21 protein-coding genes and 1 pseudogene are annotated in these 25,083 nt (G+C 62.4%); 9 read left to right on the top strand and 13 right to left on the bottom strand.

Translation table 11 applies throughout. From position 1 onward, the window contains the following. Nucleotides 1-7: 7 nt before the first annotated feature. On the bottom strand, nt 8-310 hold the full coding sequence (locus tag J3E64_RS06395; RefSeq protein ID WP_253341125.1) for a DNA-binding protein: 303 nt from the start codon (nt 308-310) through the stop codon (nt 8-10). Nucleotides 311-688: 378 nt separating this feature from the next. Between J3E64_RS06395 and J3E64_RS06390 the strand changes: the two genes are divergently transcribed. The 6 genes from J3E64_RS06390 (at nt 689) to rlxS (ending at nt 5,337) form a co-directional block, all read left to right on the top strand. Beyond that, nucleotides 689-1,015, top strand: a complete 327-nt coding sequence (locus J3E64_RS06390) for a DUF736 family protein (RefSeq protein WP_102156385.1) — start codon at nt 689-691, stop codon at nt 1,013-1,015. Nucleotides 1,016-1,210: 195 nt separating this feature from the next. Continuing rightward, a complete protein-coding gene (locus J3E64_RS06385; protein ID WP_253341123.1) occupies nt 1,211-1,423 on the top strand; it encodes an AlpA family transcriptional regulator in 213 nt (70 codons plus the stop codon). Next, entirely contained in the window at nt 1,420-1,989 is a 570-nt protein-coding gene (locus tag J3E64_RS06380) for a S26 family signal peptidase (RefSeq protein WP_253341121.1), read from the top strand. Before J3E64_RS06385 ends, J3E64_RS06380 begins: the two co-directional genes overlap by 4 nt. Further along, nucleotides 1,977-2,711: a lytic transglycosylase domain-containing protein gene (locus J3E64_RS06375; RefSeq protein ID WP_253341119.1), complete on the top strand. Its 735-nt coding sequence runs from the start codon at nt 1,977-1,979 to the stop codon at nt 2,709-2,711. The genes J3E64_RS06380 and J3E64_RS06375 overlap by 13 nt, the downstream gene beginning before the upstream one ends. A 186-nt stretch (nt 2,712-2,897) precedes the next feature. Next, the gene (locus J3E64_RS06370; protein ID WP_253341118.1) at nt 2,898-3,047 is read left to right on the top strand and encodes a hypothetical protein; all 150 of its coding nucleotides are present in this window, start codon (nt 2,898-2,900) and stop codon (nt 3,045-3,047) included. 322 nt (nt 3,048-3,369) lie between these two features. Beyond that, the gene (rlxS, locus tag J3E64_RS06365; protein WP_253341116.1) at nt 3,370-5,337 is read left to right on the top strand and encodes a relaxase/mobilization nuclease RlxS; all 1,968 of its coding nucleotides are present in this window, start codon (nt 3,370-3,372) and stop codon (nt 5,335-5,337) included. A 176-nt stretch (nt 5,338-5,513) separates the two neighbouring features. On the opposite strand, the gene J3E64_RS06360 is transcribed toward rlxS, so the two are convergent. The 12 genes and pseudogenes from J3E64_RS06360 to J3E64_RS06305 all read right to left on the bottom strand — a co-directional run. Beyond that, a complete protein-coding gene (locus J3E64_RS06360) occupies nt 5,514-7,259 on the bottom strand; it encodes a phospholipase D-like domain-containing protein (RefSeq protein WP_253341114.1) in 1,746 nt (581 codons plus the stop codon). After that, entirely contained in the window at nt 7,256-10,792 is a 3,537-nt protein-coding gene (locus J3E64_RS06355) for an ATP-binding protein (protein WP_253341112.1), read from the bottom strand. The genes J3E64_RS06360 and J3E64_RS06355 overlap by 4 nt, the downstream gene beginning before the upstream one ends. A gap of 111 nt (nt 10,793-10,903) precedes the next feature. Then, entirely contained in the window at nt 10,904-12,730 is a 1,827-nt protein-coding gene (locus J3E64_RS06350; protein ID WP_253341110.1) for a hypothetical protein, read from the bottom strand. Nucleotides 12,731-12,745: 15 nt separating this feature from the next. Further along, a complete protein-coding gene (locus J3E64_RS06345) occupies nt 12,746-12,976 on the bottom strand; it encodes a hypothetical protein (protein WP_253341108.1) in 231 nt (76 codons plus the stop codon). A gap of 593 nt (nt 12,977-13,569) precedes the next feature. Continuing rightward, nucleotides 13,570-14,361, bottom strand: coding sequence for an energy transducer TonB (locus J3E64_RS06340; RefSeq protein WP_253341106.1), 792 nt, complete (start codon nt 14,359-14,361; stop codon nt 13,570-13,572). Next, entirely contained in the window at nt 14,358-14,669 is a 312-nt protein-coding gene (locus tag J3E64_RS06335) for a DUF3325 domain-containing protein (RefSeq protein ID WP_253341104.1), read from the bottom strand. The genes J3E64_RS06340 and J3E64_RS06335 overlap by 4 nt, the downstream gene beginning before the upstream one ends. Further along, nucleotides 14,666-14,968 carry a hypothetical protein gene (locus J3E64_RS06330; RefSeq protein WP_253341102.1) on the bottom strand — a complete coding sequence of 101 codons (303 nt, stop codon included), beginning with the start codon at nt 14,966-14,968 and terminating at the stop codon, nt 14,666-14,668. Before J3E64_RS06330 ends, J3E64_RS06335 begins: the two co-directional genes overlap by 4 nt. Beyond that, the gene (locus J3E64_RS06325) at nt 14,965-16,608 is read right to left on the bottom strand and encodes a PepSY domain-containing protein (protein WP_253341100.1); all 1,644 of its coding nucleotides are present in this window, start codon (nt 16,606-16,608) and stop codon (nt 14,965-14,967) included. The genes J3E64_RS06330 and J3E64_RS06325 overlap by 4 nt, the downstream gene beginning before the upstream one ends. A gap of 29 nt (nt 16,609-16,637) precedes the next feature. Further along, nucleotides 16,638-19,031 (bottom strand): TonB-dependent receptor, encoded by a 2,394-nt coding sequence (locus tag J3E64_RS06320; protein WP_253341098.1) that lies wholly within the window; start codon nt 19,029-19,031, stop codon nt 16,638-16,640. 278 nt (nt 19,032-19,309) lie between these two features. Beyond that, a complete protein-coding gene (locus J3E64_RS06315) occupies nt 19,310-20,389 on the bottom strand; it encodes a FecR domain-containing protein (protein WP_253341096.1) in 1,080 nt (359 codons plus the stop codon). An 80-nt stretch (nt 20,390-20,469) separates the two neighbouring features. After that, on the bottom strand, nt 20,470-21,015 hold the full coding sequence (locus tag J3E64_RS06310; RefSeq protein WP_253341094.1) for an RNA polymerase sigma factor: 546 nt from the start codon (nt 21,013-21,015) through the stop codon (nt 20,470-20,472). Nucleotides 21,016-21,110: 95 nt separating this feature from the next. Beyond that, nucleotides 21,111-21,265, bottom strand: a pseudogene (locus tag J3E64_RS06305) (IS3 family transposase); the annotation flags it as partial. Nucleotides 21,266-21,662: 397 nt separating this feature from the next. Between J3E64_RS06305 and J3E64_RS06300 the strand changes: the two are divergent. From J3E64_RS06300 to trbB, 3 genes are read left to right on the top strand one after another with little or no spacing between them, the layout of a single operon-like run. Next, nucleotides 21,663-23,699 carry a conjugal transfer protein TraG gene (locus J3E64_RS06300; RefSeq protein ID WP_253341086.1) on the top strand — a complete coding sequence of 679 codons (2,037 nt, stop codon included), beginning with the start codon at nt 21,663-21,665 and terminating at the stop codon, nt 23,697-23,699. Next, nucleotides 23,699-24,109: a CopG family transcriptional regulator gene (locus tag J3E64_RS06295; RefSeq protein ID WP_253341084.1), complete on the top strand. Its 411-nt coding sequence runs from the start codon at nt 23,699-23,701 to the stop codon at nt 24,107-24,109. Before J3E64_RS06300 ends, J3E64_RS06295 begins: the two co-directional genes overlap by 1 nt. Further along, nucleotides 24,106-25,083: a P-type conjugative transfer ATPase TrbB gene (gene trbB, locus J3E64_RS06290; RefSeq protein WP_253341082.1), complete on the top strand. Its 978-nt coding sequence runs from the start codon at nt 24,106-24,108 to the stop codon at nt 25,081-25,083. The genes J3E64_RS06295 and trbB overlap by 4 nt, the downstream gene beginning before the upstream one ends.

The following is a 25,083-nucleotide window of genomic DNA, read 5'->3' as shown; positions in this document are numbered from 1 at the left end:
GGCGTCATCACACATCGTCCTCGCCCACCGGGCCGCCTTCGCCTTCCAGCCTGTTGATCGCGCGCACATCCTTCGCGGTGAACTTGAGGCGAACGCCCATGCCGCCCGCGTCCTCTTCGGGCAGGAACAGCGCGCCGCTTTCCTCCAGCGCGTGGCGCAGCCGGGCTTTGGCATCGTCATCGAGCTCGGCGCGGCCAGCCTCGAAATCGGCCAGCGCGCTTGCGTTCAGCGCGGCGAGGCGGGCGACATGATCGCGCGGCAATTGCACCAGCGCCCGCGCCGCGCGGGCCAGCGATCCGGTAATCGTCATAGGGCCTCCGTCGGAATTGCGGCCTGCAGCATATCGGACCCGGCGCGCGGAGCGACTCCTTTCTGATCGCGGTTCGAAGGCGGGCGACGCAGCCATAGGGCAGAAGCTCGCTTGCTTTTCGTGGCCGCCGGAGCGATCCATGGCTCTTTCCCGGCGGACCTATGGCCGGTCCCGGCCTGCCCGCAACCCCCGGTTGCGGACTATTTTCCCCGCCTTCGCTTCGCTGCGGCTCCTCGCGCCCGCTGCGCTTCAAAATAGCCCGTCCCGGCGGTCCTCCGCTTCGCTGCGGTCCTTCGGATGCGGCCCGTCCGGGCCGTCCATCACGGTCCGCTCATCGCCGGGGATCGGCTCCGGCGAACACACGAAAGGACCTCCACCATGTCTGCAATCGGCTATGTCACCCGCGATCCCGATACCGATGTCTACAAGGGCCAGATCAGGACGCTCTCGATCCGCACCGATGTCGAAATCGTCCCCAACCGCGCCAAATCCGCGCCCAACCAGCCCGATTACCGGGTGCTGTCCGGGCCTGTCGAACTCGGCGCGGGCTGGATCAGGACCGGCGAACGTTCGGGCAAGGATTATGTCTCGCTCGCCATCGCCGCGCCGGAATTCGGGCCGCGCCGCATCTACGTCAATCTCGGCCGCGCCGCCGAGCAGGACGATGACGATGTCTACGCCCTGATCTGGAATCCCGCCGACTGAATGCGCCGATGCCCCCACGCCCAAGCGCGTGGGGGCTTTCGCGGCGTTCGCCTCCCGTTCCCTAACGATTTTGCAGATCGCGAAAATCGAGCGCTCACAGCCCGCCTGTCTGCGCGCATCGTCGCTTCGTCACGCGGTCGTTTGCCCCCTTCGGCCGCGTGACACCCCCAAAGAAATCCTGGCGGGAGACCGGCGATGGACGATGCGAGAGAGGCGCGGGCGGGAAGCCCGTTCCTGAACACCAAGCAGGCGGCCGCATGGCTGAGCCTGTCCGCACGCACGCTCGAGAAGATGCGCGTTCGCGGCCGTGGCCCGCGCTATCGCAAGCATGGCGGCGTCGTGCGCTACCATATCGCCGACCTCGAAAGCTGGTCGACCGGACGGGCGAGGACGAGGACATCGCAATGACCCGGCCGCCTCAGCCGCTGCTCGAATGGCAGCCATCGCTCACCAGGCGCCCCCGTCGCCGCCGCGTGATCCTGCTGGCCGGTGCTGTCGGCCTGGCCTTGCTCGGAGCATCCGCTGTGCTCGATTTTGCGGTCAATCCCGCGCCGCGTCTCGTCTGGAATGCCTCTGCGAGCGCGCCGGTCGGCCTCTGGCGCATCGATCCCGGTGCGCGCATCGATCGCGGCGACATGGTGCTGGTGCATACGCCCGGCAGCGTTCGCCAGCTTGCCGCCAGACGCCATTATCTGCCCGCCAATGTGCCGCTTCTGAAGCGTGTCGCCGCGCGCAGGGGGAGCGAAGTCTGCGCGCTGGGGCCGACCATTTTCATCGACGGGCGTTTGACGGCGACGCGGAAAAAGGTGGATCGGCAGGGCCGTCCGCTGCCCTGGTGGCATGGCTGCGAGCGCCTGCGCGATGGGCGGTTATTCCTGTTGATGGATCATCCGGATTCCTTCGACGGGCGCTATTTCGGGCCGGTCGATGACACGAGCGTGATCGGCAAGGCGACACCATTATGGCTGCGCTGAGCCGCCTCGTTTCGTCCGCGCTGGCGGCGTCGATGGCGCTCGCCATGCCTGCCGTGGCCCAGACCGCAGATGCGCCAGACGTATCGCAACCGGGTTTCCATGCCACACCGGCGGTCGAGCGTTGGCGGCCCTATATCGCCGAAGCCTCGCGCCGTTTCGGGATTCCGCAAGCCTGGATCGCCGCCGTCATGCAGGCCGAAAGCGCCGGGCTGACCCAATTGCATGGCCGCCCGATCACCAGCCGTGCGGGCGCGATGGGGCTGATGCAGCTCATGCCGGGCACCTGGGCGGCAATGCGTCGGCAACATGGTCTGGGTGGCGATCCACATGATCCGCACGACAATATATTGGCGGGCGCGGCCTATCTGCGCGCCATGTATGACCGGTTCGGCTATCCCGGATTATTCGCCGCCTACAATGCCGGACCGGCACGTTACGAGCGCCATCTGCGCACCGGGCAGGCGCTCCCGGCCGAGACGCGGGCCTACATCGCACAGCTTGCCGAGGTTGCAGCGACGCCCTCGATGCCGCCTGCGGTCCTGTCGGGAACGCGGCTGTTTTTTCCGCTCGGCGGCGCCGAAAATGTGGCGCGCGAGGAAGCTGAACCGGCTCCCGCCCTGACAGATTCAGTCCCCGAACAACCGGCATCGGGCGGGCTGTTCGTGCCGTTGAACCTGCCATCGACTGACCCGAAACCATCCTCATCGCGCGAAAGGAAGTAGGGTTGTCCGCTCAATTCCACCCAGTATCCGGCATGGATCGAACCGCCTCAAGGACGATGGTTCCCCCAATTTTGCTGCCGCAAAATCGGCACCCCCATCGCCGCTGGCGCGGCCGCTGCGCGGCCCTTGACCCGGTTCGCTCCATACCGGGCGCCGCCTTCCGTCTTTCACATGACGGAGGAAATCATGACAGTCGAACAGCATATCGAGGAACTGCGCGCCGAGCTTCGCGCCATCACCGATCCAGCCGAAATTCACCAGATCGAAGCGGAGTTGCAGGCGGCGCTTTCGAAAGCTGCGGAGCTGGAAGCCACGGTCGATCCATGGCCGGATTGATCGTCCGCTATGAAGGTGGGGTCGGCATCGCTGGGAGACGGTTTGCGCTCTCTGCCTGGTTGCGAATGGCGGAATTGCGTGGATTCAGGCATTTTGAGGGGGAAGGGCGCGGGAGTGCAAGATTAAAGCTCGGTCTCTCAAGCGAGCCCAAGCCATTGTCTGCACATCGTTTTTTCACGAGACAGGTGGCCGGTGCGGCGAGACAGGGCACGGCTAAGCCGTTGATTTCACAGGCGGGCGAGCGAGACTCGTTGATTTGCTCGGGGCTCGCGGCGCAGCCTTCGCATTCTACCATCATTTCCGCATCACGCGAGCCGCTGCGATGAGCGACGACGACGATTTTACACCCAGGCTCGGCAAGCCCCGCAGCGCGGGCGGCAGGAAAGCGCGCACCTATCTTCAGCGGGTGCTTCAGGCGCGCACCTTGGCGGGCGGAGCACGCCGCATCGCCCGCGCCTTTACCGGCAGTCGCATCGCGCGCGGCAATGTCGCGGGCCGGCAGCTTGCGAGCCGCGACCGGTTCGCCACCTGGCGCCACCGCCGCGTCATGGTGAAGTCGCGGATCGTCCGGTTCGACAAAGCCAAGGGGCTGGGCGCGGCTCGCGCACATCTGCGCTACATCCAGCGTGACGGCGTTACCCGCGATGGTGAACGCGGTCAGCTCTACTCGGCCGAGATCGATCGGGCGGACGGCAAGGCATTTATCGAGCGGCAGGTAAATGACCGTCACCAGTTCCGGTTCATCGTCTCGCCGGAGGATGGCGAACAGTATGACGACCTGAAGCCGCTCACACGCCGGCTGATGGCGCAGATGGAACAGGATTTGGGCACAAAGCTCGACTGGGTCGCGGTCGATCATTTCAACACGGGCCATCCCCATACCCACATCGTCATTCGGGGAAAGGACGAGCAGGGTAGGGATCTCGTCATCGGCCGCGAATATCTGACGCAGGGCCTTCGGGAGCGTGCCGCCGAACTGGTCTCGCTCGACCTTGGGCCGCGCACCGATATCGAAATCGAAAACCGCCTGGCCCATGAGATCGAGCAGGAGCGGTTAACCAGCATCGACCGGCGCTTGCTGCGCAACATGGACGACACCCGCATCGTGGCCGTGACGGATCGCGATCCTTTTCACCAATCCTTGCGCGCCGGCCGATTGCAGAAACTCGGGCACCTAGGCCTTGCCGACGAGATCGAACCGGGGCGCTGGCAGCTTGCCGAAGGCATGGACGATACGCTTCGTCGCATGGGCGAACGCGGCGACATCATCCGGACCATGCAGCGCGCCTTCACCGAGCATGGCCTTCAGCGCGCGGCGGCCGACTATGCGATAGCCGAACCGGCACAAATGACGCCTATCGTTGGACGCATTGTCGAGCGCGGCCTCTCCGATGAGGTGAATGACCGCCATTATCTGATCGTCGACAGCACCGATGGCCGCAGCCATTATGTCGATATCGGCAGGGGTGACGCGACCGGCGTCATTCCGGAGAACGCCGTCGTCCGGATCGCGCCGAAGCCGACCGAGGCCCGTGCCGTCGATCGCACCATTGCGGAGATCGCGGCGGCCAATGACGGGCGCTACAGCGTGGACATCCACCTGCGCCACGATTCCACGGCCACCCAGACCTTTGCCGAAACCCATGTGCGGCGTCTGGAAGCGATGCGCCGGACGATGCGAAGCGTTGAGCGGGATGTGGACGGGACATGGAGCATCGCGCCGGACCATGTCGAGCGGGCCGGGGCGTTCGAAGCACATCGGGCGAGGGCTGCTCCGGTAATCGTCGATACGCTGTCCGCGATCCCCCTCGACCGGCAGGTCGGAACGGATGGCGCGACCTGGCTGGACCGGGAGCTTGTCGCCGCCGCTCCCGAGCCGTTGCGACCTGCCGGGTTCGGGAGGGAAGCGCGTGCGGCACTGGTCCAGCGCCGCCAATGGCTGATCGAGCAGCGTCTGGCCCAGGAGGAACAGGGCCGCGTGATCTACCGCGCCAATCTGTTAGCGACGCTCCGCCGGCGTGAGCTGAACCGGGTCGCGGGGCAACTATCGGGCGAACTGGGCCTGGCCTATGCCGAAGCCAGGCCCGGCGAGCGCATCGAAGGTGTCTACCGGCGTCCGGTCGAACTGGCGTCGGGACGCCATGCGCTAATCGAAAAAGCCCGTGAATTCACGCTGGTTCCCTGGCGGCCGGTGCTGGAGCGGCATCTGGACAAGCAAGTGTCCGGCATCATGCGCGGCGACAGCATCAATTGGACCATCGGCCGTCAGCGCGGGCCGTCGATTTCGTGAATGGGAATGCCGGGAAGTTCGACACTCCCGAAAGTCCGCTGTCGCCGCAGAAAGGGCGTTAGCAGTCGTTCCCCAGCGGGCGCTTATTCGGAAATCGCAATGCGGTTCTCTCTGATGTAAAAGCCGAAATAACTTCCCGGATAGATCATCATGTATAGTAAAACCTGCAAAGCACGCTAACGCCGCGCAAGTCGAAAGCGCTCCTTAAGCACTCGCGCAAGCGAAGCGCCGCGCACATAAATGCCGATTTCACGCCGGATGTTGAGGTCAGATGGGTCCGCCGATAGGAAATTTTGGCTGGAAATCAGCACGTGATCGTTGTCCCAAGCCAAAATCTTCGCATGTAGGCGTGGGTCATGGACCGGTGTGATGCTCACGCCGAACTTCGCACCTTCGAAGACATTCTCGGAAACGGCCTTGCTGGCGCCTTTTCCACTTGGCGTCCCGTAGAAGACCGCAGAAGCGATGCCGCGCTGCTCGGCCGCCGCGAGAGCCGGCACGATGACGGCCTGCCGGCCGCCTGGACTGAAACGATGGCTGGTGACGAAAATGTCGTGTTCCGCGTTGTCACGCGCTTCGCGCACAAACTGTTTGTGCTGAGGCCCAAGCACAAGCGCGGCGTCACCGCGGGAACCTGAAGGAACCGGCATGTCGCGGACATGATCCGCCAGCCGCAGAAATTCCGAGGTGAGTTCGGTCCAATATGCGGAGCCGCCTTGCGACAGCTCTACCAACTGATTGATCAGAGCGCGCAGGATGCGGGGATCACGCAGCCGAACAGACGCTTCGAAACTCTGATAGCCGCTCGACAGCCAATTGCATGAACCGAGTACTCCAACGAAGCGATCGGCGCGGCCGGTGTCGGCGATCAGCATTTTGGCATGCGAGCCCGTGGAGAAGCTGTGAAGGCGGATATCGCCAGCTTCGTTTGCGAGTTCGCTGCGCAACGCCAGGACCGCCTTCAGCGTCCCATTGGTCTCTCCCTTGTCGTCGCTCTCGCCCCAGAGAATATCGATGCGCACTCCGTTTCTGGCTGCTACCCGTATCGCTGGCAGCCAGTCGTTGAATTTCTCCCGATCGATGAAGGTCGAATGGATGATGACGCGGTGGCGGGCACGGGCCAGCAGATCTTCGAAGCATCGCTTATGGTCGGCGCCACCAAGAATCAGATCGTCGGATGTAAACGCGATGCTGGTCGTCGCCGGCAGCGCGTCGCTGTCCTCGATCGCAGGGATCGCCGGTGTGAAGTGCACGGGCTCGTCCGTCACGCGAACTGGCGCACGTCTTGCTGCTTCCAAGACAGCATCGCGTAGATGCTGAGGCGCGCGACCCGATAAGCCCTCGATCTTATCGTCGCGCACGGTGACGAGCGCGTAACGCGTCACGAGGCGGCTGCCCTCGGGGTCTATCCCGGCGAAGTGCTCGTCCTCATGAAACAGGGTCCCGACAATGTCATGGACTTCGGGGACCACGTCCCCGGAGGGTGGCTCAAGCCAGACGATGCGCTCGCTACGCGCCCTTTCCTCGAGCACATGCTTCTCGAAGCACGGCATTTCGCGGGGACGGTAGACCGTACCGGATATCCGATCGATCGCGAAGCCCATCCAACGCGAGAGGCGCTTGGGCACGATCGGCAGTTCGTCGCGTTTCGCCGCTTCGATGCCGCGCGGGCTGGCGGAAAATAGGACGCCCTTGCTGTCCTGCGACAGCTCGACCCAGCCTGCTCGCATCAGCCGGATGAGAAGCTCGATGATGAGCCGGCGAGGAAGCTTGGTCTGTTCGGCAAGATCGGCCGACAGCCACGGCCGCTCGACGAGAGCAGCGAGCACGACATGTTCGACAATGCTCCAGGGACGCCCCTTGTCGATGTGAAATCGCCGCTTGCCCCTGAGCATCGGGATGGCAACGCGGATCACGCTCATCGTCCGCCCCCCAAGTCCCCGGGCGAGCGGAACGCCGCAAATCCCTTATTCTTCTCTTCAGCCAGGCCGTCCAGAAGCAATTGCAGGAATGCCACGTCCGCTTCGCTCTCGGTGCCCTTGGCAACCTTCAATATCTCGGCGAGAAACTCCATGCTGCCGATCAGGATAAGCTGCCAGCGAGCGCGGCTCAGCAGGACGTTCATGCGGCGAAAGTCTGAGAGAAACCCAAGGGCGCTTTTAACATTGCTATGATCGTTGTTGCGGACCAGCGAGACGATAACGACGTCGGCTTCGCTGCCCTGAAAGGAGTCGACGGTCTCGACATAGCGATCATGCCGGGTTGCGGCCGCAAAGCCCGCCAAATGTTTAAATCCGTCGGCCGCATCGTCGATCATGCGGCGTAGCCTGGTTACCTGTTCGCGATAGGGTGACAGGATGGCGAGCTTGGGTTTCTTCCCCTGGACCGGGCGCAACTGTGCAAGCACATCTAACACCGCTTTCACTTCGTCCGGGTTGTGCCAGCGCGGGCGACGGTCGCCGCTTTTCTTGTCGATCGTTGCCTGAAGTGAGGGCATGTCGACAACGACGATCGGCTTTTCGGGAAGGCATCTTGAATCGGCCGATCGGAAGGGGCGCTCCTCGGTTTCGAACCGTTTTCGGCAATCCGGATGGGTGTCAAGCGTGCCGTCATAAAAGCATTTGGAAATGATCCGCGCGATGGCCGGATGCATACGGTGCTGAAGCTCCAGACGTTTGGCGATCGGCCGGCCACCCCGGCCTTTTGCCTGGCGCTCCAGTTCAGCCTCGATCATGGTCTCGAAGAGGGTGACGAGTTCGAGCGCACGGCCACACAGCGCCGGCACGTCAAGTTCCTCTTCGAGTTCGTCGAGTATCTCGTCGGTGGTTTCGTCGCGCAATGTGCGACCGATAAACTCCTGGCCGACTGCAAGCGCGGTAGCCACCTTGTCTGGATCCTTCAGTATCTCGATCATGCGATCGGCGCCGAACGGGGGCAGCTGCTTATGATCGCCGATCATTAGCCGGCGGTGCGAGAGAAGCTGGGGGGCGATCAGTTCGCCTCCCGTTGCCTTCCCCGCCTCCTCAACGATCGTCCAGTCGAACTGGCTTTTCTCGTCGATCATCCGTTCAAGATCGCCCGCGGCCGTGGTCGCGAAGACCAGATTGGCCGAACGCAGGACGACGCTCTCAAATGCCTTCAGCATGGCGCCGGGTGATTGCGTGCCGATCGCGCGTTTTGGCCCGCCTTGTCCTGCCAGCGCGACCAGCCGCTTGCGGAGACGCTCATCAGCCGCCTGCGCGAGAGGGCTCGTGACGAAGTCGGCGAGCAGGCCCTTTGCCTTCTCGCTGGTGTCGTATTCGCTCGCTTCAGCTTGCGCGTCGCGTGCCCGCGAACGCACGATCAGCGGAGGGTCAACGCATTCCGTGATCGCCGGCACTAATTCCTCGAGCAGATGATCGATCGCCGCATTGCTCTGGGCCGTCAGCAGCAGGCGCACCGTTGGCTCTTCCTTGAACCGACGCATGGCGAGTTCTCGGACGAGGAAGGTCTTGCCTACACCCGGCGGTCCTTGGACCAGATAGATGGGCAAGGTGCCGATGATTTCGGCGAGCGCCTGCTGTTTGGAATCGTCCAGCGCCAGGAAGGCCGCGTCGCGCTCGACGGGATCGTGGCTCTCCATCAACCGACGCCTGCGGTCGCCGATCATCTTGAGGAGTTCCTCATGATCGCGCAGCGCCCGCATTGCTTTAATCCGGCGCTGGAAGACAACATCGCGCCCCACCGCGTCACTCGGAATGAGATAGGCGCTGGTCAGCGGTAACGGCGGCGTCTCGCCAGAAAGTTCATAGAGCTTGGGTCCCTTGCCGCTGCTGTCGAGTTGCTCGAACTTCCAGTCGGTGTCGTTGCTTTCCCGACTGCCCAGCAATTTGCTTTCGGTCAGCGTCCAGCCTTCGCGACGCATACCGTCGCCGGCTAGCATCTCGTGCAGGCGAACAGCGGGCCGGCGCAAACCGAGTGCATCGGACAGGGCGTCGCGCTCGCTCTCGACACGGGTGCGGACCTTGAGGCGAAGCTGATCATCGGCATCAGCTAGCCTTGCAGGCTCTTTCACCACATCGACCGGAAAGACGTCCGTGGCGGCGAGCAAGGTTTCAAGAAACTGGGTGAGGACGAAGGCGCGGTGCGTTAGGTCCTCTTCGCTCACGCTTGACGCCAGGCGGGCAAAACGGCGACGCATCTCGTCCCAGCTGCGCAGCTTGCCCCGTAAGCGCGGGAACCGTTCGCGGGCTTCGCGCTGCGTCATCAATTCCAGCGTCTCGACGGGAACGGGCTGCTGGCCGAGCAGATTATAAGGAACGGGTGCGTCGCGCTCGACACTTTCGCACAACGCGAAGTCCCAACTCGGCGAGGCCTCACGATTCACCTGGTAGGGCTTGAGCGAATAGCACAGGCGGTGGCCCCGCAGCACAAGCCGCCCATCGTCGCCTTCCTCTCCGGTGCGCACGAACAGTAGCAGCGGCGTCTCGGCAAGATCGGCACGGATCCATTCGAACTGCGCGATCAGATCATCGGCCTCGATATCCGGATCCTCGCGACGGATTCGGTCGGTGATCGGCGCGCCCGGTGCAAGACGGAAAACTATGTGAAGCTTGGCGTCTCGCCCTGCCGCTTCCGCCCCCAGAGACCCGATGATCTCATCGATACGCTGCGCGACAACTTCGCCGTCAAGGCGGTCGAGCGGGTCGATATGCAGGAGTTCGCGTAGCAGCCGCACCTCGCTCGCCGACAGATGATCGGCGACCGCCGACGGTATGATGGCCTTGTCAACGAGGCGCTGGCGATCGGCACCCAGCAGCAAAGCCGCGAGGCCGCCAAATTGGCTCCAATCCTGATTGAAAGAATCGGTCCCACCCTTGGCTGCAGCACGCCGGCGCGGCGTTGCGGTCGCGCCCATGATGCGCATCGACCATTCGAAACCGGTAAGCAGGAAGTCCGGTTCTTCCGAACCGGTAGTCAGGATAGACCAGCCATCGAGATTGCGATGCAGCAAGCCTTGGGCATGGAGCGTCTCCAGGCCGGCGGCCACTCGCTTGAGATTGCGCCAGATGCGCGCGCGGGGACCGGGAGAGCGATATTGGCGCAGCCAATGGCCGCCCGGCGCCCGATCGATCAGCAACTGGAGCGGTCGGCGCTCTCCCGGCGCCAGAGCGAGGTAGAAGCCCTTAGCGTCGATGCCCGCCGAATGCAGCGGCGCGATCGTTTCGACGGCATTGGGATAACCACCCAACCGATGAAGCTGGCGCAGCTCGTGGTGCCAGATCTCCTGGAGATCGGCATCGTCCTTGTTGGCCGCCCGCTTCCATTCCTTGACGATAAGCGGTTCGTCATTTTCGGAGAAAGCTTCAAAAAGACCGGGCCGGCCGGTCTTGACGTCAGGAGTGATCAGATAGTCACCGGGGTCACGAAGGCTTTCAATAAATCCTGCGTTTTTCGGTCTATTTCGACGTGCCAACCCCGGCCTCCCACATTCTAGAAGTAGATTGGAAATGACGCGGCTCGTGATGGCTCATAGTCATGGCCGCAAGCCACCAGCACACTCCCTTGAACGGATACCAAGCAGAGATCACGCCCAGGTTGCTTCCGCATCGTCGTTCTCGTCCACCTTCGCCGCACCCAGCCTTCGGCTGATGCTCCGGTACGCGGTACTAACCGCATCTCGCCACCCATCGGCAGCCAAGCTCAAACTCTCGGGTTCGAGCGCCTTCTTCACATCGTCGGAAGTCCATTCGCGGATGAGCTGCTTGGCTTGGGCGTACACGACCGCGTAACCGACCCTCCCCATGACCAGACGTTCAGCCCACTGGCGCGCTAACTCGCGAACGATCTCGGGTTCCTCGTAGGTCGCATACCGCAGGCTAAGGTCTTCCTGCGCCGCCCCGACTGCCGAATAAGTCAGGTTGACGAAAAGCTGATTCGTCTCCCGTACATACCGCGCCGCCTTCCCGGTAATGCCCTTCTCTTCCACCTGGTCGGGGTCGCGCAGAGGAATGATCTCGGGTGCCTGTTCCAAGTTCTTTGAGATGTCGGCGCGTTTGGCACCGCCGGGATTGAAGATCAGGTCAGTAGGACTGATGGGCGTCCTATCACTGTCACCGCCGGAGCCGTCCTTGTGGTCAGGTCGGGCGCCCCTTGCCCCGCCATCGTCAACAAGGTGAAGACCTTCCGGCGCCTCGCGCGGACTCTTGGTCTTGACGCGAAGCTGGTTGAGCAGGTCTTGCAACTCCTTCCGTAGGTCGTCAGTGGACGCAGATGACTTGGGGGCCAGCGAGTTGATGATCTCGATCAGCCACTCGGGCCGGTTGCGGAACACAAGCTCGGCGAAATCCTCAACGACCACCTGGCGCTGATCTCCGCCGGCAAGTTGGACGAAGCGGCGATACGGTTCGTGCCGAACTGGGAAGTTATCGGGCAGCTCGACGTGGACGGAGATATGGCGAGCGCCGAACGGGATACCGAACGCCGGGGCATCCGCCGCCCACTTCCGGCCCTTGCGGACATCGTACATTTCATCGCGGAACACGATGGCAGTCGTGCTCACCGATGAAGTCAGAGAACCCGAAATCGACTTGTTGTGCCCACCGTCCTGATAGGCCGGGTCGTATAGGTAGTGAATGCGGATACCGTCGCCAACATCAACAGCCTCAACGCGACCGAATGCATCTGCGCGTTCCGGGATCGGTTTGAACTGCCGCCGACCGTCTCGGGGATGAGTTCCTTCATGCAAGTTCAGCTCGACACCTTCGGGGAGGCTGTAGAAGCGGTGATAGAGGTAGGTCGTGATCCACTGACGGTCCTGCTTCGGGTCGCCATCATAGGGATCGGCCACCGTGTCCTGATCGGGCCGGTTGCCGTACAGGACCACCTCGGTCCAATCCTCGTCGAGCCGATATTCTAACTCTTGCGCAACCTGCTCGGTCACGTCGACAACTTCCTCGAACGAGTCCTCGATCGGAATCCAGACCTTGCCGTAGATGCCTTCGCGCTTCCCGAGCACCACTTGGCTGACCACGCCATTCCGGCATGACCGATAGCGCATACCGAGGGTGTTGGATGGAAGCGAAGCGACCTTCGCCCCCATGCCGAAATTGCCCTCCAGCGCCATGTCCTTGCCAAGTGACGCCGCCAGATCGCAGATATGGTCAAGCTCAGTGCTGCTCATGCCGGGCCCGGTGTTCCAGATCGTGAGCTTGCGAGTATCGCCACACTCGGAGATCGCCTTGCCCTTGATCTCCACGATCCGCCGTCCGGCAGGCGCTTTCGCGGCGGCCTCAATGGCATTCATCGCCAGTTCCCGCAGCATCATGGTCTTCGGGCACTGCTCAATCTGGCGGGAGACGGTGAAGTCGATGTCCGCAATCTTGATCGGAGTGACTTGCTTGATGTGGCTCACGATTGATCCTTCGCCTTACAGCTTGAACTCACCGCCGCTGCGGCCCGATGTCTTGCCGAACCGCGCCTCCACCTCGGAAACCGCGTCCCGCAGCGCCTTCATGATTTTCCGCACTTCGGCTTCCTCATAAACATAGGTTTGCCGGTTCGCGAGGTTGCCAATCAGGCGCACGGCTTCGAGCGCCTTGTTGGTGCGCTTCTCGGCCAATTCCCGGAACTTTGCGTGTTTTTTTTCGTCCGCGCCCATAAGCGAATCGCCCAAATATGTTTCGTATACGCTGACTATGCTGCTCTAAAATCCCGGCATACGTCAACATATGTGGCATATATTCCAAACATATTCTCAAAAATATATATATGTATCGCGAGTTTCGAGCGACTTACCCAACCGCTCTCGGCTCGCTAAAATGTCGTTGAAACCGATACTTATGAGGATTTCGAGTCAACTCGACGTTTCCGTTCGTGCTCGCGCCTGACCCTTGGGGGAAGACGCGCCGACAGCCTAGCGGCAAAGGTGATGATGCACCCTTTGCTGTGCTCGTCGAACTTGGGGCCTCGCTGCTAGCTTCGTCTCGGTTGGCCCGAGCTCAGCCGCCCTGCGTCAATCCGCTAGCCGAGCACCGAGTCCATGCAGGCTCGATACAGCTGTTGTATGAGCCTACTGGGTATCTAATGCCTGCTTCCACGTCGTAACCTCGAAGCGGCCAGACTGCAGACGGCCCACCCTGCGGTCATTTGGTCGGCGAACGAACGGCAGCCTCTAGGGAGGCGAAATTAGGCCGGGAATGACCGGAATGTCGGCGAGCGCCGCCGATCAAAGGCGCCGTGAAGTTAGGCGAGTCATTGTATGAAAAATTCCACCGGCACGATGAGTTCGATTGTCGCGCCTTGAACCTCCGTTGGAGGTTTGGGCAGCGGCTGCGCCCGGTTAGGAAGTTTCACAGCCTCGTCATCGAGCGAGCGGAAACCCGATGACCGTTCTAGCCGTACCGACAGTACTCTGCCTTCCCGGTCGATCACGACACGTATCCAGGGAACACCCTGCTGGCGGCGGCTCTGCGCGTATACCGGATAGCGTTTCACCTGATTGAGCGCGCCCAATACAAGCCCTTCCCATGTAGGCTGGCCGTTGGAGACTTGCGGCGCAGGCGGTAGCGGCTTCGCTTCTGGCGCGGTCGACCTCTCGATGGGTGGGCCGGGGTCGGGAATCCGTCTGGGTATCGGCAGAGAAATCGGATTGTCATTGCGGAGCTGAATTTCCGGCGGTTCGATTTTCGCCAGTTCCGGATCGGGTATGGGCTTCTCCACGACTTCCGGTCCGGGCGGCACCTCACTCACAGGCTCTGGAGGAGCCGCGGGCGGAGTGACATCGAACACGCTGATCGCGGCAGGTGCGGGCGCCGCTGTATAGGTCCGCCAGGTGAACAGAGATCCGCCGACAATCAGCAGTGCGATCATGGAAACGCCGCTGATCCCGAACAGGCGGGTTCCAAGGCTCATTGGCTGATCGGCGTAACGGGTGGATGATCGCCACTCGGCCGTCGGTGCAGCCTGAGGTGTCGCAGCCTGTACGGAATTATCGTGTTGGATCGATGCCGCCGAACGCGGAGCAACGGTGTCAATCAGATTCATTCGCCCCTCCTGCTAAAGAGCAGGAAGCCAGGTGCAGGGATGCGTGTCCGGTAGGTCAGCAGCATAGCCACCGCCAATGCGGAGACCGTGATGACCCCGAACCAGAGCACGATGCCGACGGAGATGCCTTGATCGAGGACCGCCGGAAGGATGGAAGCGGTCAGCAACATCCAACCACTTCCCCGCAACCTCAACTCCCGCGACCGCCCGGGCACATTGCCGAAAAGATCCCGGTGATGCTGGGGCATCGACAACGCCAATGCCGCAAAGCTTGCGAACGACAGCAGGAGAGCGGCGAACGGCATCATGCAGTCGCTCCTGGCAGCAGCAGAACAACGATCCCCAATGCCAGGGAAGCACCTACAAGCCACGCCCATGCCGACATTGCGCTGCGGGCATGGAAGACAGCCATGATGATCGCGGCATACATTAGAAAGCCGGCCATCATTGTAGTGATCAGCGCTTGCGAACGATCCACGCCGATGGTCTCGAGCAGAAGCGGCAGAGTGATCGTGGCAAGGCTCGTAAGCGCATAGCCGCCCAATGCTGCGGCCAGTGTGCGCGAGGCGATGGACCATCGTGTGGCGTTTGGGCCGGTGCGGCTCATGCCACCGCCTCAATTGACCTACGGTCCACTCGGCCTTCTGCTTGCACCCTGGTACCGCTTGCGGCCTTGCGAGCGAGAAGCACGAAAAACAGGCCGGTGACGAAGGCCGACAGATCGAATCCCGCCAGAATCCAGTCGCCGCCACGAACACTCGCGCCAAGATGTCGATCGGTGGTAAGCGCATTGAGAACCGGGATCAGACCCCAGGCGCCTGCCGCAAACCAGCACAATTCAGGCCAGGCACGCGCCTTCGACCGCCAGAGTGCGAAGACGAACGCGCATCCCCAGGCCATGAAGATGCTGTGCATCTCCCATGCGGCCCGATCCTCCATCCCGACCGGTAACAGGCGGTTGGCCCAGAAATAGGCGGCAATGCCGATCGGTAGGCCGATGATCGTACCGAGATTGAGCGTGTCGACAAGGATCAGGCCGGCATGCGGTCTGCCGCTCCTTGCCAGCTTTGCCCGGCGTTTGGCCGACCAGAGCAGCAGGCCGGTGGCGATCATGGCGGTCCCGGCCAGACCGGCGCCGACGAAGAGCAATCGGAGAATAGGGCCGGCGAAGCTCGCCTCGTGCAGACCGAGCATCACCGCATTGAACCGGCCGGGCCACATCTCACGATGGGGCTCGGCCTCGATGGAGCCGCCCGTCACGCCATCGAAATGGAGCAGAGGCGTATCACGGCGCCCTTGCCGGCCGAGTGTCGGCGTCTCGCGCGATTGCAAGCTGACTCTGGCACCGACGCGGCCGGGGTGTTCGATCATCAAGGCGCCAACCTTGCCAGCGCCCCATCTGGCCTCTGCATCCGCGAGCATCGGCGCGAGCGGCGCAAGCGGGGCTTGCTGCGACATTGAAATGGCTGGTGGTTCAAGCGCGTGATCGACGGGCGCTCGTTTGGCGGCCGGTATGCCATAGCCATATTCGCGAAACTCTTCATGTGCCGCCCGGTCGGGGTAGAGCGTATTCAACCCCGCCGGCAGATATGCGAACATATAGAAGATCAGGCCGGACCACGTAATCATCAGGAAGAAGGGCAGCGACGTGACGCCGAGCAGATTGTGCGCGTCGAGCCAGCTTCGCTGCCCTTTGCCGGGCCGGAATGTGAAGAAGTCCCGGAAGATCCTCCTGTGCGCGACGATCCCAGTCAGGATCGCGACCAGCATCATCATCGAGCAGGCTCCGACGATCTGTATGCCGACGTCCTGCGGGACATAATGCAGGAAGAAATGCATCCAGTAGAGCGTGAAGCCGCCGCCCGTCTCCCTGACCTCGTATTCCACCGGCTTGCCGTTCATCAGATCGAGCGTTTCGGACCGGGTCTCGCCGCGCGCGCTGCCAGCGGAGGGGCGCTCGCGCCATCGTATCTGCAGTTCCTGGCTGCCCCGGCCGCCGGGGAGGATGATCGACCAGCTCTCGGCATCCGCCGCTTGTAGGATCAGCCGGGCCTCGGCCTTGGTCAGCAGGTCAGCGGCAGGAGGAAGCGCCGTAATCATCGGCTCCTCCGGCTGCATCCAGTGGCTGACCTCGGCATTCACATAGCCGAATGTGCCCGTGAGGAAGACGAAGAACAGCAGCCAGCCGACGAGCAGGCCGGTCCAGGTGTGCAGCCAGGCCATCGACTGCCGAAACCCCTCCTTCATCGGATGCTCCCGGCCACGTCGCTGCCGCGCTAGAATTTGATACTGGCCGAAGCCAGTACGGTGCGGGCGTCACCGAGATACTGGCTGTTGATCCAGTAGCGCTCGTTCGCGATGTTGGTGATGTTGAGCCGGAGCATGAGCGGCTTGCCGCCCGCATCGACCATATACCTCACACCCGCATCGGCGATGGCATAGCCCGGTAGCCGATCGCTATTGGTCGCATTCGCCCAGGCCGCACCGACATAGCTAACGCCGCCGGTCAGTGTGAGGCCGGGAACCGGGGCAATATCATATTCGGCATAGAGTTTGATCATGTGCTCGGAAACGCCGGCGGGGCGATTGCCCTCCAGTGCCGGATTCTGCTTCTGATCCTTGACCTTGGCGTCAAGCAGCGTAACGCCCCCGATCAGCGTCAGATCGGGGGAGAGCCTACCCGTCGCGGTCAGCTCGGCGCCCTGATGGACCTGTCGGCCATCCTGAACATAGATCGGCCGGGTCGGGTCGGTGACGTCGTAGTATTGGAGGCCCTTGTCGATCCGAAACAGCGCTCCTGTCAGGAGCACGCCGCCAACCGTGGCCTTGACCCCCGCCTCGATCTGGTCGCTCATCAGCGGGGACAGTACCTCGCGTGCGTTGACGACCGGATAGCCGCCGAACTGCTCAGCCGCTTCGCCGCCCTGTTCGAGCGATTCCATATAGGTTGTATAGAGGGTGATGGTTGGCACTGGCTTGTAGATAAGCGAGGCCGTGGGCGTGACAGCGCTTTTCTCGTAGGTCTGCGTCCAGGCGGCGGTCGGACCCGAGCGGCGCTCCTGCGAGATCGTCGCATGCGTCACCCCCGCCAGAATCGAAAACTGGTCGGTCAGGGTAATGTCGTCCCCGATCGTCCAGCTTTGCTGTCGGCCGATCAGTCCGTTGAAACGCGGTAGTTGCCCGTGGGAGGGCCATACCGGCTCAGGCACATAACCCGGCGTCGAGAGAGGCTGGCCGACGAGCGTGTTTACGGAGACCTCGCCATCCTGATGATCATAGCGGGTTGTGCGCGTAGTGAGGTAGCCAGCCGTCAGCTTGTGATCGATCATGCCAGTCGAGAATGAGAAGTCTACATAGGCGTTCCATGCCCGACCTCGAACGTCCTGCGGGGGTGTCTGGTAGCTGATCTGGTTATAGGTGCCGTCGGCCTGAATGGAATTGATGGGCAACGCATATTCCCGAAGGTCGCGCCGGTTGAGCCAGGCAGCCCGCAGGGTGATCGTGTCGGTCGCTTCCCAGCGCAGATTAGCGCCGAGGCGGCTGCTCTCGACATCCTGATAAGCCCATTTTTGAGACCACAGGATGTTGGGATCGATGCTGTCGGCCGATGGCCTGACTACGCCGGCGGCAAGCCCCCAATAGGCTTGGCGTTGGGAACGATAGTCGCGGTAGGAACCATCGATCTGGAGCAGCAGACGCTCGGTCGGCTTCCAGTCGAACGCGCCGCTGATGAAATATTTGCGCAGACCATAATCCTCGATGACGGTGTCGCCGTCCTGGACAATCGCATTGATCCGGTAGCCGAGCCGGCCATCGGTATCGATCGGCCCGCCGAAATCGCCCTGCGCATAGAAATTGCTGCCGCCGGCGTAGCCCAGCGTGACCGCATTGTAGCGCTCGGCAGTCGGGCGCTTGGAAATGTAGTTGATGATCCCGCCGACGTTGCCGGGACCGTAGAGAAAACCTGACAAGCCGGTGAGAATTTCGATCCGCTCGACATCCTCGGTGGTCGCAGCATGGGAATACATGCCCCCCTGAAGGCCGTTCCGGGCCGGCGGATTGATTGAAAAGCCCCGCATATAGACAGATGGGGTGTCGTTCTGCGACTGCGGCCAACTGAGCTGCACGGTCGGACTTAGCCGATAGAGCTGATCGGGCGTGAGCGCCTGCACATTCTCAATGAGTTCGGCGGGAACGATTGCGACCGAATAAGGTGTATCTTGCAGGCTACGGCCTTCCCAGGGGCCGATCGCAGCCGGTTGCTCGGAAACATATCCGTTTGCGGTAGTGCCAGTCCCGGCGGCGGAAGCGGAGAATATGCCCCGCGCGGCGCCTTCACCTTCCACCCGCACCGGTCCGAGCTGGATTGCATCGCCCGATGTTTGAGGCGCCGGCTCGAGTGTCACGGTGGAGCCGATCACTCGGAAGGTCAGACCTGTCCCAGCAAGCAGCTGGCTGAGCGCCTGCATCGGAGATAACGTGCCCCGAACCGCACTCGATGTCCTGCCTTCGATCAATGGCGCCTGCGCGCTGACTTGCAGACCCGACTGTTGACCGAATGCAGCAAGCGCCGTTGCGAGGGGTTGTGCGGGAATATCGAAGCTGCGCGTCGCTTGCTGCGCGTGGGCCGGGATTGCCGTCCCCGCAGCCGCAAGGCTGCTTGTGATCATCAACATTGCGGCCACGACACGTCGCGCCCGCCTTGCCTGCGGGTTTTTGCTTCCGAAACTACCCCCAAATACCATTAACCTGCTCCTTTGCGCGCCGATCCGAGATGGAGGTATATCGCTAATGCTTCGCAACAACGCCTCTCACCTGAATTGACGCACGCCCCTGATCGTTTTTCCGGCGAAGGAACGAAAGGCAGCAGATTTTCTGGAATCTCTCTCGCTATCGAGCTGATTCATATGAATAACTAATTTCTCGACCCCTCATCCCGTGAGGAGGACTAACGGGAGGACAGGACGATCACCCAGGGCGTGACCGTCGATACCGAGCCCCCATAGGCCTGCGTCAGGCCTTTCAGTGCTTCGACCGGATCAGCTGCGTTGTAGATCCCCGTCACGCGCTGGCGCGCAAAACCATCGCCGCGCACCAAGATGACACCCGCAAACCAGGGGCGCAGCGCGTCGACCACGTCCGTGATTGGACGATCGCGTACAGCAATCTGGCGGTTGCGCCACGCCGCTACCTGATCCGTCGGTCGTGTATCGCGCTGCACCGTACCGTCGAACGAAACGCGCACAGCCTCGCCGGGCGCCAATTGTTCGGAGACCGGCGGCGCGGCGCGGTCATAGGCGACGCGAACCTGCCCGCGCGCCACCTCCGTCGTTGCGCCCTCGGCATCGAGGCGTACATCGAACGCGGTGCCGAGAACGGTGGTAGTGATGCCGTTCGCATCCACGTAAAAGGGCCGGGCGGGATCACGCTGCACATCGAACCAGGCTTCGCCTTTCAGCAGACGAATTTGACGGCGATTGGCGGCATAGGTGACTGCGATGGCACTTTCCGGCGCGAGGCGGATCTTGCTGCCGTCATCGAGCGCCACTTCGTTCACTTCGGCGGTACCGGTCAGATGGTCGGCCTCCACGCGCAGCGAAATCGATGGTGTGACGATTATTGCGAGACAGGCAATCGCCACACCAGCCACCATCGTGCCTGATCGCGGCAGCCAGCGCTTGAAGTTCATCGAAGCGCGGCGGCGATCTTCTCCGCGGCGGCGCATGTTAGGAATTGGCCCATGTGGTAGAACTGGCCTCTCTTCAGCAACTCTTACCGGACGTGAGAAAACCGGCCGCGCATCACCCGCCCGGTCATAGGCATGGGCCGTCGTCGCCCAGGCATTGGCATTGATCGGCGAAGCAGCTAGCCATGCGTCGAACCGGGCGCGGACTTCAGGGTCATTGGGTTCCTCGCGGAGAAGGATGACCCATTCCACTGCATCGTCATCTGCGCGGCGCGCTTCGTCGTCAGAGACTCCCATCATAGCTCGCCTGTCGTCCTCTCTGGGGCCGAAGCTCATCGTCATTTCTGACGAACAATCCTCGTCCCTCTAACTGAGAGACGCACGGAGGGGAGAATTTTTCGGGCGAAGAATATCCGGGAGTATCAATCCTGCCGGACGGTTTCCCGAACCAGGCGCATCGCGGTTGCCACCAGACCGTGCGCGGTGGTGATGGAAACGCCAAGACGGGCGGCAATTTCGCGCAGCTTCGCGCCCTCGAAGCGGTGCATCTCGAAAGCGGCACGGGTCCGGGGCTCGAGCCCATTCAGCACACGCTGGATAGCTGCCAACTCACTTTGCGCAATCAACATGTCCTCTATGGAGGGCTGATCGTCGGGCAGGGCCTCCCATTGCGGGTCGTTCCGACCGCCGACTAAGGTGCGGCCCTCGTGGGCAATTCGGCGTCCCCGATCAATGGAAAGGTTGCGCAGAATCCGCCACAACAGATGCGCGGGCCTTTCGACGGACTGGTTTTGCGCCGCCTGATCGCAGCGCAGCCAAGCCTCCTGGACCAGATCTTCTGCGCCGGCATCATCACCGCTGACCGCGCCGGCATATTTGACCATTTCGCCCCGCCGCTCTTCGACCAGGTTGGCTATTAGCTTACTGCGCGGCACCAACTCGCCTTTCTCTTGCGACAATCTGCGCATGCAATTATTGCGAACGAGTCGCATTACGATACGCTTGCGCGTTCCGCAACATCAAGTTTGATCCGCAGCTAAGGGATGCTGGATGTTCCTGACCTCCTTCGCACTGGGCTGTAGAACATCTCGATGTAATCGAACACGTCCTGCTTCCTCGCATGTTTTGTAGGTGCAGCACCGGACGCGCTCACGCTTGAGCGAGGAGAAGAAACTCGCGGACACGGTCGCAGCGTCGGCTCATCGAAGCACTGACGCCCGGCGATTCTTAGAGAAAGGCCTCGGGGGGCGCTACCTGATACCAGTTCTTTGTTATCGGTTCTGATTGCATGAACGGACAGTGGCTTTCAGGAAGCCGGTTTAGACGGCTGAATGAATGTTCTTGAGAGAAACTTGCCACGGACGGTACCGCTAATAACATCGTCAGACATCCAGCCAGCTTCATCCCTTGCTGCACTTGATCAGGTTGCCAAATGATTCGCTTCCCAAGTGTTTCCGTCCGACGCACTCGGGGCTTCTTAGTCGAGAATCCATCGAAATGTCTGCGTGTAGCGTAAGCCAGCGCAGGTTGGGCACATGGCACGTAGCAGAGAATGAACAGACAATAGGGCCAACAGTCGGAGGCGCGCTTTTGCGCCGTTCGCCAGGAGGCCCGCATGACCCCAACCAAGCTGCTCGTCGGCCAGATTTTCGTCGTATTTGCCATTGTCATTCTGGGGCTGTGGGCGGCTACTCAATGGGCTGCTTCGATGCTGGGCTATCAGGCGCAGCTCGGCGCACCGTGGACTATTGCATTCGACACGCCGATCTACCGCCCCTGGCAGCTCTTCCGTTGGTGGTATCATTACGAGGCCTATGCTCCGGAAGTGTTCGACAAGGCGGGAACACTGGCCGGTGCCAGCGGTTTTCTCGGCTGCGCCTCGGCCATCGCCGGCTCGCTCTGGCGTGCCCGGCAGAAGCGCAATGTCACCACCTATGGCTCTTCCCGCTGGGCGAAACGCTGGGAAATTGCGCGCGCCGGACTGTTTCGCAATGCTGGTGTGTTCCTTGGGCGCCACGGCAGCGAGTATCTCCGTCACGACGGACCTGAGCATGTCATGGCTTTCGCGCCGACCCGTTCGGGCAAGGGCGTTGGGCTTGTCGTTCCCTCGCTGCTGTCCTGGACCGGCAGCGTCGTTGTCCACGACATCAAGGGCGAGAACTGGACCCTGACCGCGGGATGGCGGGCGCGCTTTTCGCATTGCCTGCTGTTCAACCCGACCGATGCACGTTCGGCGCGCTACAATCCGTTGCTGGAGGTGCGTCAAGGCCCGGACGAAGTGCGCGACGTCCAGAACATCGCGGATATCTTGGTCGATCCCGAAGGTGCGCTGGAGCGTCGGTCGCATTGGGAAAAGACCAGTCATTCGCTGCTGGTCGGCGCGATACTCCATGTTCTCTATGCGGAGGAAGAAAAGACCCTCGCGCGTGTCGCCACCTTTCTGTCCGATCCGCAGCGATCGTTCGCGCACACGTTGCGCCGGATGATGGCGACCAATCATCTCGGGACGAAAGAACATCCGCAGGTTCACCCGGTCGTCGCCAGCGCGGCGCGCGAAGTCCTGAACAAATCGGAGAACGAGCGCAGCGGCGTCCTGTCGACGGCCATGTCGTTCCTGGGGCTATACCGCGATCCGATCGTGGCGCGGAACACCAGTTCATGTGACTGGCGCATTGCCGATCTTGTCGATGCGAAGTCCCCGGTATCGCTTTATCTCGTCATTCCACCATCCGACATCAGCCGTACCAAGCCGTTGGTCCGGTTGGTGCTGAACCAGATCGGCCGTCGCCTGACCGAACGGCTGGAGGGCGACCCCAAGAAAAGCCGCAAGCATCAGCTCCTCATGATGCTGGACGAGTTTCCGGCGCTGGGGCGGCTCGACTTCTTCGAGACCGCGCTCGCCTTCATGGCGGGTTACGGCATCCGTGCCTATCTGATCGCCCAGAGCCTCAATCAGATCAGCAAGGCCTATGGCGAGAACAACGCCATCCTAGACAATTGCCATGTCCGCATCGCGTTCAGTTCCAACGACGAGCGCACAGCCAAGCGGATCAGCGATGCCCTTGGCACCGCGACCGAACTGCGTGCGCAGCGCAACTATGCCGGGCACCGCCTCGCGCCTTGGCTCAGCCATGTCATGGTGTCGCGGCAGGAGACCGCCCGCCCGCTGCTGACGCCAGGCGAGGTGATGCAATTGCCACCCGCCGACGAACTGGTGCTGGTATCGGGGCTGGCCCCGATCCGCGCGAAGAAGCTGCGTTATTACGAAGATCGCAATTTCACATCGCGCGTGATGCCGCCACCCGAACTCTCGGAAGGGTGCTGGCGCGATCGTCCAGCGCCGCGGCCCAACGACTGGAGCGGACAGGTGCGCGGCCTGCACGAGAAGCTGGCGATCGAGGCAGAGGGTGACGGCCTTGGCGAGGACGGGGAAGGCGGCTTGCAGCAGCAGCGCCATCCCGGCCTTCCCGAAGAGCAGTCCGCCAAACCAACCGGGCGCGCACCGGAAGTTGCCACGGGCGACGATGATGACGGCGATCCCGCCGCCGATCGGCGCGCCATGACCACGCTCAGCAATGTCGCACGCGCCGTCGCCGTCAACGAAGGCACGGATCGCGGCGACCTGATCCCGAGCTTCGGAGGGGATCGGTGATGCTGAACCGCGACAAGGTCCGTTATCAGCTCTTCCTCGAACCCCGACTCGCAGAGCGGCTGGAAGAAATGGCCGCACAGCCGGGCGTGGCTCGCTCGGACATATTGGTGGCCGCACTCGACGCCTGGCTCACCCGGCAGGGAAGCAACGAACTGGATGAACGGTTCGGCCCCCGGCTTGATCGGATGAGCTTGCAGATCGGCCGCCTTGGCCGCGACGTGCAGGTGTTGCTCGAAAGCCTGTCGCTTTTCGTCCATCAGCAATTCTGCCTCAACGCCCAGATCCCCGAGCCCGATGCCGCCGCGCGTGCCGTGGGGCGCGAACGCTTCGACAGGTTCATCGAACAGATCGGCCGCCAGATGGCTTCGGGCGCGAAGCCGCTGGCACAAGCCAATGAGGTGGCCTCATGAGCGGGACTGCCAACATCCAGGCGCAGGGCCGCCGGCGTGCAATGCTGCGCACGGCGATGGGGCCGGCCATCGCGGCGGCACTAACCGATGCGCAGGTCATCGAGATCATGGTCAATCCGGACGGCGTGCTGCGGCTTGACCGTCTGGGAGAAGGCCGGGTTGATACCGGCAACAGGCTTGAGGCGGCCGAGGCCGAACGCATCATCCGCCTAGTCGCTTCCCATGTCCGCGCCGAAGTACATGGCAATTCGCCGATCGTCTCTGCCGAACTGCCCGAAGGCGGCGAGCGGTTCGAAGGGTTGTTGCCGCCGGTTGCGAGGGCGCCATGCTTTTCGATCAGAAAGCCTGCCGCCCGCATCCACCGGCTGCTCGATTACGTCGCCGATGGCATCATGCGCGCCGAAGTCGCCTTGGCGTTGTCGATGGCGGTGGTCGAGCGCAAGAACATCCTGGTTGCTGGCGGCACGTCGTCGGGCAAGACGACGCTCGCCAACGCGCTCTTGAACGAGATGGCTGCCCTCGACGAGCGGGTGATCCTGATCGAGGATACGCGCGAGCTGCAGTGCGCCGCGCCCGATACGGTGGCGCTCAGAACCCGGTCGGGCGTCGTCAGCATGGCCGATCTGGTGCGTTCCACCCTGCGCCTGCGACCGGACCGCATCATCGTCGGCGAAGTGCGGGGCGGCGAAGCCCTCGACATGCTCAAGGCCTGGAACACCGGCCATCCCGGCGGCATCGCAACCGTCCATGCCAACAGCGCGCGCTCCGCGCTCTACCGCATCGAACAGCTCGTTTCGGAAAATGTCGTCACCGTTCCCCGGCGCCTGATCGCCGAGGCCATCGACCTCGTCGTGTTCATTTCGGGAAGAGGCACCGGCCGCAAGGTCGAGAGCGTCGCTGAAGTGACCGGACTCGATGCCGATGGCGACTACGCCGTCACCGATCTCGCCATTCCCCACAGCACAGGAGACTGA

Source organism: Sphingobium sp. OAS761, from assembly GCF_024168485.1.
Lineage (GTDB): Bacteria > Pseudomonadota > Alphaproteobacteria > Sphingomonadales > Sphingomonadaceae > Sphingobium.
The sequence above is the reverse complement of the archived record's forward strand: the minus strand, read 5'-3'. Positions and strand labels throughout refer to the sequence as shown.

Excerpts from the sequence above, each read along its gene's own strand:
- trbB (WP_253341082.1), top strand. The coding sequence starts at position 24,106 with ATGAGCGGGACTGCCAACATCCAGGCGCAGGGCCGCCGGCGTGCAATG.
- J3E64_RS06375 (WP_253341119.1), top strand. The coding sequence starts at position 1,977 with ATGGCTGCGCTGAGCCGCCTCGTTTCGTCCGCGCTGGCGGCGTCGATG.
- J3E64_RS06385 (WP_253341123.1), top strand. The coding sequence starts at position 1,211 with ATGGACGATGCGAGAGAGGCGCGGGCGGGAAGCCCGTTCCTGAACACC.
- J3E64_RS06310 (WP_253341094.1), bottom strand. The coding sequence starts at position 21,015 with ATGCGCAGATTGTCGCAAGAGAAAGGCGAGTTGGTGCCGCGCAGTAAG.
- J3E64_RS06370 (WP_253341118.1), top strand. The coding sequence starts at position 2,898 with ATGACAGTCGAACAGCATATCGAGGAACTGCGCGCCGAGCTTCGCGCC.
- J3E64_RS06395 (WP_253341125.1), bottom strand. The coding sequence starts at position 310 with ATGACGATTACCGGATCGCTGGCCCGCGCGGCGCGGGCGCTGGTGCAA.
- J3E64_RS06325 (WP_253341100.1), bottom strand. The coding sequence starts at position 16,608 with ATGAAGGAGGGGTTTCGGCAGTCGATGGCCTGGCTGCACACCTGGACC.
- J3E64_RS06320 (WP_253341098.1), bottom strand. The coding sequence starts at position 19,031 with ATGATCACAAGCAGCCTTGCGGCTGCGGGGACGGCAATCCCGGCCCAC.
- J3E64_RS06340 (WP_253341106.1), bottom strand. The coding sequence starts at position 14,361 with ATGAATCTGATTGACACCGTTGCTCCGCGTTCGGCGGCATCGATCCAA.
- J3E64_RS06315 (WP_253341096.1), bottom strand. The coding sequence starts at position 20,389 with ATGACGATGAGCTTCGGCCCCAGAGAGGACGACAGGCGAGCTATGATG.
- J3E64_RS06335 (WP_253341104.1), bottom strand. The coding sequence starts at position 14,669 with ATGATGCCGTTCGCCGCTCTCCTGCTGTCGTTCGCAAGCTTTGCGGCA.
- J3E64_RS06380 (WP_253341121.1), top strand. The coding sequence starts at position 1,420 with ATGACCCGGCCGCCTCAGCCGCTGCTCGAATGGCAGCCATCGCTCACC.
- J3E64_RS06300 (WP_253341086.1), top strand. The coding sequence starts at position 21,663 with ATGACCCCAACCAAGCTGCTCGTCGGCCAGATTTTCGTCGTATTTGCC.
- J3E64_RS06330 (WP_253341102.1), bottom strand. The coding sequence starts at position 14,968 with ATGAGCCGCACCGGCCCAAACGCCACACGATGGTCCATCGCCTCGCGC.
- J3E64_RS06295 (WP_253341084.1), top strand. The coding sequence starts at position 23,699 with ATGCTGAACCGCGACAAGGTCCGTTATCAGCTCTTCCTCGAACCCCGA.
- J3E64_RS06345 (WP_253341108.1), bottom strand. The coding sequence starts at position 12,976 with ATGGGCGCGGACGAAAAAAAACACGCAAAGTTCCGGGAATTGGCCGAG.
- J3E64_RS06390 (WP_102156385.1), top strand. The coding sequence starts at position 689 with ATGTCTGCAATCGGCTATGTCACCCGCGATCCCGATACCGATGTCTAC.
- rlxS (WP_253341116.1), top strand. The coding sequence starts at position 3,370 with ATGAGCGACGACGACGATTTTACACCCAGGCTCGGCAAGCCCCGCAGC.
- J3E64_RS06360 (WP_253341114.1), bottom strand. The coding sequence starts at position 7,259 with ATGAGCGTGATCCGCGTTGCCATCCCGATGCTCAGGGGCAAGCGGCGA.